We start from the raw sequence: 6,712 nt of genomic DNA on the forward strand, positions 1-6,712 counted from the left end.
GGCCGGGTCCGGGCCGAGGGGCCCGCGGGCCGCTCTGCCCGTCGTACGGCCGGCGGGCCTCCCGGCCGGGCCTGGCGAGCCGGAGCAGCCGCCACCGGGCGGCGCGGGTGCGCATCGCCGCCGACGGGCCCTCCCGTGCGAAGACGGGGAACAGCCGGCGGGCGGGGTCGACGAGGACGCCCGCCCCGCAGGTCTCGTCGTCGTACCGGCCGGCCTCGTCGAGCCGGTGGCCGCGGAGCGAGGGCAGGGCGGCACCGGGCCCGGCGGGCAGGCCGGTGTCCGGGTCGACCGCGCCGCAGGACGAGCTCCGGCGCTCGTACGCCTCGGCGCCGCCGATGACGAAGGCGGCCCGGTTGCGCGTCAGAGGCCGGCGGCGGTGCGCAGGGTGGCCGCGGTCTCGGCGGCGTCGTAGCCGGCCGGGACGCCGTCGACGAGGATGAGCTCGCCGGGGATGTGGCGGGTGCGCAGCGGGGCGAGGGCCCGGTAGGCCGGGGAGGCGTACCAGGCGCGGGCGCGCTCGATGTCCGGGAAGCCGAGGATCACGACGGTGCCGGGGAAGGGCCCTTCCATGACCTCGACCTGCGCTCCGTGGACGAGGAAGCGGCCCTCGAAGGGGTCCATCGTCGACTGGATCTCCTCGATGTAGTGCAGGACGTCCTCGTTCACGGCCCCGGGGCGCAGGTGGGCGATGGCGTACGCGGTCATGGTCATGGCCTCCGCGGCGTCAAGTGTCGTACGGGTTCGGTTGGTTGGACCGATCCTGTCAAGCCGCGGCGGCGTAGGCCATGACCTCCGGGGTCATGCGTGCGCCGGTGCCGGGACGCCGGGCCGGAAGGTGCGGCGGTAGGCGATCGGCGAGATGCCGAGGGCGGTCCGCATGTGCTGGCGCAGCGAGTTGGCGGATCCGAAGCCGGACCGGTGCGCGACCAGGTCGACGGGCAGATCGCTGGACTCCAGCAACTGGCGGGCCACTTCGAGGCGTTGGACGGTGAGCCACTGCACCGGCGTCATGCCGACCTCGTCGCGGAACCGCCGGGTGAAGGTGCGCAGGCTCATCCGGGCGTGGGCGGCCAGCTCGGCCAGCGTGACCGGTTCGGCGAGCCGTTCCAGGGCCCAGGCGCGGGTGGCGGTGGTGGTGGCGACGGTGGGCTCGGGAACGGGCCGGTCGATGTACTGGGCCTGCCCGCCGTCGCGCCAGGGCGGTACGACGCACAGCCGCGCGGCGCGGTTGGCGACGGCGGTGCCGTGGTCGGCGCGGATCAGGTAGAGGCAGAGGTCGATGCCGGCGGCCACTCCGGCCGAGGTGAGGATGTCGCCGTCGTCGACGAAGAGGACGTCCTCGTCGAGCTTGACGCGCGGGAAGGCGCGCTGGAACTCGGGCGCGTGCTCCCAGTGCGTGGTGGCGGCCCGCCCGTCGAGGAGCCCGGCGGCGGCGAGCACCTCGGAGCCGGTGCAGATCGACACGGTGCGGGTGCCGGGGCGGATCTGCGCGAGGGCGTCGACGAGGGCCTGCGGCAGGGGCTCGCCGCGCAGCAGGCCGGGCATGGCGTGGGTGGGCGGGACGATCACGGTGTCGGCCGCCGCGAGGGCCTCCGCACCGGCGGTGACGCCGACGGAGAATCCGGCGTCGCTGTTGACGGGCTGCCCGTCGGCGGTGCAGACGGTGACCTCGTACAGGGCGCTGCCGTCCTCGGCGCGGGCATTGCCGAAGACCCGCGACGGCATGCCGAGCTCGAACGGGGCGACGCCTTCGAGGGCGAGGACGGCGATTCGGTGCACAACGGACATGGCCAGATCCTGTCACAGGGTGGCCGTACGGCCAACACCACGTGGGCCCGATGGCCGCCAAGCTGGGTGCATCGGCCGGGAGAACCGGTACGGAAAGCAATGAAGGAGACAGTTATGCGCGCCGTCGTCGTCAGCCAGTGGGGCGGACCCGAGGTCCTCACCGAGGTCGAGGCGGACCGCCCCGAGCCCGGTCTGAACGAGATCCTGGTACGGGTCCACGCGGCCGGGGTGAACCCGGTGGACTGGAAGACCCGGGCCAGCGGCGGTCTGATCGGCTGGGGCGAGGTCCCGATGGTCGGCTGGGACGTGTCGGGCACCGTCGAGGCGGTCGGGCCGGGCGTGACGCTGTACCGGGCGGGCGACGAGGTGTACGGGATGCCGCACTTCCCGCGGCAGGCCGGCGGCTACGCCGAGTTCGTCGTCGCCCCCACCCGGCACTTCGCCCGCAAGCCCGCCGCACTGGACCACGTGCAGGCGGCCGCGCTGCCGCTGGCGGCGCTGACCGCCTGGCAGGCGCTGGTGGACACGGCCGGGGTCTCGGCCGGGCAGCGCGTGCTGGTCCACGCGGCGGCCGGCGGCGTCGGCCACCTGGCGGTGCAGATCGCCAAGGCGCGCGGCGCGTACGTGATCGGCACGGCGAGCGCGGCCAAGCACGGGCTGCTGCGCGAGCTGGGCGCCGACGAGGTGATCGACTACCGCACCACCGACTTCGAGGACGCCGTCGGCGACGTGGACGTCGTGCTCGACGCCTTCGGCGGGGACTACGGGCAGCGCTCGCTCAAGGTGCTGAGGCCCGGCGGGCACCTGGTGACCCTGCCCGGCCCGGACGGCCTCCCGGCCGACCCGCAGGGCGTGCACACCTCCTGGGTCCTGGTGGAGCCGGACCTGAAGGGGCTGGAGGAGATCGCCGCGCTCGCCGACCAGGGCCTGCTCAAGCCGCTGATCGACACGGTGCTGCCGTTGGAGCGGGCCGCCGAGGCCCATGAGATCGGCGAGCGCGGCCGGACCACCGGCAAGATCGTCCTGACGGTCGCCTGACGGCCGGACGGCCGGGTCCGGGAGTGGTCACAGGGGCTTGGCGAACATCTCCACGGCCCGGTCACCGGAAACTCCGATGCCCGTCTCGGTGAAGTTGCAGTTCAGGATGTTGGCCTTGTGGATGCCGCTGCTGCTGTTCATCCAGCCGTTCACGGTGGCGGCGGCGTCGGAGTAGCCGGGGCCGGAGACGTTCTCGCCCCATGCGCCCCACTTGTAGCCGACCTTGTCGAGCCTGGTCGTCTCCGTGGAACCGTCGGAGCCCGTGTGTCCGGTGAGGTTGTTATTCGCCATGTCATCGGCGTGCGTCTGCGCGGCCTGGGTGAGCTTGGCGTTCTCGACGAGCGCCGGGCAGTTCGCCTTGGCCCGCTCGGCGTTCACGAGCGAGAGGATCTCGCTCGCCGAGATGGCCCGCACGGTGGCGGGAGCGGACTGGGGGGCGACCGCGGGTGCGGCGGCGTACGCCGTGCCCGCGGCGACGCCCGCGAGCAGCAGCGGGACGGCGCAGGCGGCGACGGAGGCACGGCGGAGCGAACGGGTTCTCGTCTTCATGATTCCCCTTGGCGATAGGACCGGGGGTGGTCCCCCTCCGCTCCCGGCGCCCCCCGCTTCCACCTACGAGTCTGGCCGCCCCGCCCACCGCCCGCACCCGGGGCGGTACCCGCTCAGACCGCGGCGGCCGCGGCCCGGGTGGTGGTCGCGATGGTGGCGGAGCCGACCACGCGGGTGCCGTCGTAGAGCACGATGGCCTGGCCCGGGGCCACGCCGCGGACCGGCTCCGTGAAGCGGACGCGCAGCTCGCCGTCCACGAGCTCGGCGAAGACCTCGGTCTCGCCGCCGTGGGCGCGCAGCTGCGCGGTGTACGTTCCCGGGGCGGCGGCCGTGGAGCCGCACCAGCGGGGGCGGATCGCGGTCAGGGCGCTGACGTCGAGGGCCTCGGCGGGGCCGACGGTGACGGTGTTGTTCACCGGCGAGATGTCGAGGACGTAGCGCGGCTTGCCGTCGGGGGCGGGGTGGCCGATGCGCAGGCCCTTGCGCTGGCCGATGGTGAAGCCGAAGGCGCCGTCGTGGGTGCCGACCTTCTCGCCGGTCGCCTCGTCGACGATGTCGCCCTCGGCCTTGCCGAGGCGGTTCGCGAGGAAGCCCTGGGTGTCGCCGTCGGCGATGAAGCAGATGTCGTGGCTGTCGGGCTTCTTCGCGACGGCCAAGCCGCGCTCCTCGGCCTCGGCGCGGATCTCTTCCTTGGTGGTGAGGGTGTCGCCGAGCGGGAAGAGGGCGTGGGCGAGCTGCTTCTCGTCGAGGACGCCGAGGACGTACGACTGGTCCTTGGCCATGTCGGAGGCGCGGTGCAGCTCGCGGGTGCCGTCCTCGCCCAGGACGACGGTGGCGTAGTGGCCGGTGCAGACGGCGTCGAAGCCGAGGGCCAGGGCCTTGTCCAGCAGGGCCGCGAACTTGATCTTCTCGTTGCAGCGCAGGCAGGGGTTGGGGGTGCGCCCGGCCTCGTACTCGGAGATGAAGTCCTCGACGACGTCCTCGCGGAAGCGCTCGGCGAGGTCCCATACGTAGAACGGGATGCCGATGACGTCGGCGGCGCGGCGGGCGTCGCGGGAGTCCTCGATGGTGCAGCAGCCGCGGGCGCCGGTCCGGAAGGACTGCGGGTTCGCGGACAGGGCGAGGTGGACGCCGGTCACGTCGTGCCCCGCTTCGACCGCGCGGGCGGCGGCGACGGCGGAGTCCACACCGCCGGACATGGCGGCCAGGACACGGAGGGGGCGGGCGGTGCGCGGCAGGTTCTCAGTCATAGCACCGTCCAGGGTACGGGGGAACCGGCCGGGGTCACAGCGCGTTGTCGGGTACGGGGGGTGGATCACATGGGAAGCAAGGCCGGCAAGGCCGAGGGGGCGCCGAAGGCCGCGCCGCGCAGGACGCGCCGGGCGGTGCTGTTCGGGGGCCTCGGGATCTTCACGGTGGCGGCGATCGCCGGGCAGGACGATCTGCGGCGTGCCTGGTGGCTGCTGCCGGGGGTGGCCAAACCGCGGCAGGAGGGCGCGGTGGACCACGTGGGCGTGGGCTGGACGGCGGCCTCGCCGGCGAACTGGCGCAGGGCGGACCGGCCCGACGACTACCGGGTCGACCGGATCGTCGTCCACGTCACACAGGGCAGCTTCGCGTCCTCGGTGGACGCGTTCAAGAACCCGTGGCACCAGGCGTCGGCGCACTACATAGTCGGCCAGGACGGCCGCATCGAGCAGATGGTGCGCGAGCTCGACGTCGCCTTCCACTCAGGCAACCGCTCGATGAACGAGCGCAGCGTGGGCATCGAGCACGAGGGCTTCGTGGACCGGCCGCAGGACTTCACGGACGCGCTGTACGCGGCCTCGGCCCGGCTGGCCGCCGATGTCTGCCACCGGTACGGGATACCCGTGGACCGGAGGCACATACTGGGCCACTCGGAGGTCCCGGGCGCCGACCACACGGACCCGGGCCCGCACTGGGACTGGGACCGCTACCTGGGCCTGGTCCGCGCGGAGCTGGCGGCGACGCCGCGCTGATCCGGCCTGATCGGCAGGCCGCCCCCTAGCTGAGGCCTGCCGTGCGGGCGCGGGCCACGGCCGGGCCGATCGCGGCGGCGACGGCGGCGACGTCCTCCTTGGTGGAGGTGTGGCCGAGGGAGAACCGCAGGGTGCCGCGGGCCAGTTGCGGGTCGGTGCCGGTGGCCAGCAGGACGTGGCTGGGCTGGGCCACGCCGGCGGTGCAGGCCGAGCCCGTGGAGCATTCGATGCCCTGGGCGTCGAGCAGGAGCAGCAGTGAGTCGCCCTCGCAGCCGGGGAAGCTGAAGTGCGCGTTGGCCGGGAGCCGGCCGTCGGGGTCCCCACCGAGGACGGCGTCGGGCACTTCCCGCAGGACGGCGGCGACCAGTTCGTCGCGCAGCGCGCCGATCTCGGCGGCGAACCGCTCGCGCCGCTCGGCGGCGATCACGGCCGCCACCGCGAAGGCGGCGATGGCGGGTACGTCCAGGGTCCCGGAGCGTACGTGCCGCTCCTGGCCGCCGCCGTGCAGGACGGGTACGGGGCTCTGGTCGCGGCCGAGCAGCAGCGCGCCGATGCCGTAGGGCCCGCCGATCTTGTGGGCGCTGACGGTCATCGCGGCGAGGCCGCTGTCGCCGAAGCGGACGTCGAGCTGGCCGAAGGCCTGGACGGCGTCGGAGTGCAGGGGGACGGCGAACTCGCGTGCCACGGCGGCGAGTTCATGGACCGGCATGACGGTGCCGATCTCGTTGTTGGCCCACATGACGGTGGCCAGGGCCACGTCGTCGGGGTTGCGCGCGATGGCTTCGCGGAGGTCCTCGGGGTGCACGCGGCCGTGGCGGTCGACGGGCAGGTACTCGACCCGGGCGCCTTCGTGCTCGCCGAGCCAGTGGACGGCGTCGAGGACGGCGTGGTGCTCGACGGGGCTGGCGAGGATCCGGGTCCGGGCGGGGTCCTGGTCGCGGCGGGCCCAGTACAGGCCCTTGACGGCGAGGTTGTCGGCCTCCGTGCCGCCCGCGGTGAAGACCACCTCGCTCGGGCGGGCGCCGAGGGCCTCGGCGAGGGCCTCGCGGGCCTCCTCGACGGTACGGCGGGCCCGGCGGCCGGCGGCGTGGAGGGAGGACGCGTTACCCGTGGCGGCGAACTGCGCGGTCATCGCCGCAGCGGCCTCCGGGAGCATCGGGGTGGTGGCGGCGTGGTCGAGGTAGGCCATGATCCCCTGATTCTACGAGCCCGCTCCCGGCCCCCGGACCCCGCGTGCCCCCACCCCTCCCGCGAGGGGGCACCCCTCCCCCGCCCGGCGCCCCGATGCGCCCGCCGCGGGGCCCCGGGCCGCCGGGCGCGCGGCCGCCGCCGCCCCC

General features: G+C 74.3%; 7 protein-coding genes and 1 pseudogene. 3 read left to right on the plus strand and 5 right to left on the minus strand.

Annotated features, from left to right (window positions below; translation table 11 throughout):
* A pseudogene (locus tag ACFXA3_RS30760) lies at positions 1-412 on the plus strand (hypothetical protein); the annotation flags it as partial.
* Here ACFXA3_RS30760 and ACFXA3_RS30765 read toward each other — a convergent pair.
* Both ACFXA3_RS30765 and ACFXA3_RS30770 read right to left on the minus strand, forming a co-directional pair.
* On the minus strand, positions 361-705 hold the full coding sequence (locus ACFXA3_RS30765; RefSeq protein ID WP_385191981.1) for a DUF1330 domain-containing protein: 345 nt from the start codon (positions 703-705) through the stop codon (positions 361-363). The pseudogene ACFXA3_RS30760 and the gene ACFXA3_RS30765 overlap by 52 nt on opposite strands.
* A gap of 93 nt (positions 706-798) precedes the next feature.
* Positions 799-1,788 carry a GlxA family transcriptional regulator gene (locus ACFXA3_RS30770; protein ID WP_385191965.1) on the minus strand — a complete coding sequence of 330 codons (990 nt, stop codon included), beginning with the start codon at positions 1,786-1,788 and terminating at the stop codon, positions 799-801.
* 114 nt (positions 1,789-1,902) lie between these two features.
* Here ACFXA3_RS30770 and ACFXA3_RS30775 point away from each other — a divergent pair, with 114 nt between their 5' ends.
* A complete protein-coding gene (locus ACFXA3_RS30775; RefSeq protein WP_385191968.1) occupies positions 1,903-2,826 on the plus strand; it encodes an NADP-dependent oxidoreductase in 924 nt (307 codons plus the stop codon).
* 27 nt (positions 2,827-2,853) lie between these two features.
* Here the strand turns inward: ACFXA3_RS30775 and ACFXA3_RS30780 are convergent, their stop codons facing one another.
* Both ACFXA3_RS30780 and mnmA read right to left on the minus strand, forming a co-directional pair.
* Complete coding sequence (locus tag ACFXA3_RS30780) at positions 2,854-3,375, minus strand: CAP domain-containing protein (RefSeq protein WP_385191971.1); 522 nt, start codon at positions 3,373-3,375, stop codon at positions 2,854-2,856.
* Positions 3,376-3,488: 113 nt separating this feature from the next.
* Positions 3,489-4,625, minus strand: coding sequence for a tRNA 2-thiouridine(34) synthase MnmA (mnmA, locus tag ACFXA3_RS30785; RefSeq protein ID WP_385191973.1), 1,137 nt, complete (start codon positions 4,623-4,625; stop codon positions 3,489-3,491).
* 69 nt (positions 4,626-4,694) lie between these two features.
* Between mnmA and ACFXA3_RS30790 the strand changes: the two genes are divergently transcribed.
* A complete protein-coding gene (locus ACFXA3_RS30790; protein ID WP_385191976.1) occupies positions 4,695-5,375 on the plus strand; it encodes an N-acetylmuramoyl-L-alanine amidase in 681 nt (226 codons plus the stop codon).
* 25 nt (positions 5,376-5,400) lie between these two features.
* Here the strand turns inward: ACFXA3_RS30790 and ACFXA3_RS30795 are convergent, their stop codons facing one another.
* Positions 5,401-6,564, minus strand: coding sequence for a cysteine desulfurase family protein (locus tag ACFXA3_RS30795; protein WP_385191979.1), 1,164 nt, complete (start codon positions 6,562-6,564; stop codon positions 5,401-5,403).
* Positions 6,565-6,712 lie beyond the last annotated feature (148 nt).

This window comes from Streptomyces sp. NPDC059456 (assembly GCF_042750055.1).
GTDB lineage: Bacteria > Actinomycetota > Actinomycetes > Streptomycetales > Streptomycetaceae > Streptomyces.